This is a genomic window from Bartonella sp. MR168JLCBS (assembly GCF_042194175.1).
On the sequence record NZ_JBHIMP010000261.1, the window covers coordinates 1 to 334 of the forward strand.

Annotated in this window: 1 protein-coding gene; it reads right to left on the reverse strand. The window is 42.2% G+C overall.

The features are described 5' to 3' along the window. Positions 1-334: hypothetical protein (locus ACFIK8_RS10740; protein WP_375669419.1), on the reverse strand; the 334-nt coding region annotated here is incomplete at both ends.

Consider the following 334-nt stretch of genomic DNA (forward strand, 5'->3'; position numbering starts at 1 on the left):
AAAAGCCTTTTGGACCTTCTACAGCAATTTTGCCTGTCAACATATCAGTAAGACGCGCATAAACATTACGATCAAGGATTGATTGTTCATCATCACGATCTTTAGCTAAACGTTCAATTTCCTCACGTTCAATGGCCATTGCACGTTCATCCTTTTCCACACCATGGCGGTTAAAAACACGAACTTCAACAACAGTCCCAAAAGCCCCAGGAGGCATTCGCATAGAAGTATCACGAACATCTGAAGCCTTTTCCCCAAAAATTGCACGCAGAAGTTTCTCTTCCGGTGTCATAGGACTCTCACCCTTTGGTGTAATTTTACCAACCAAAATATC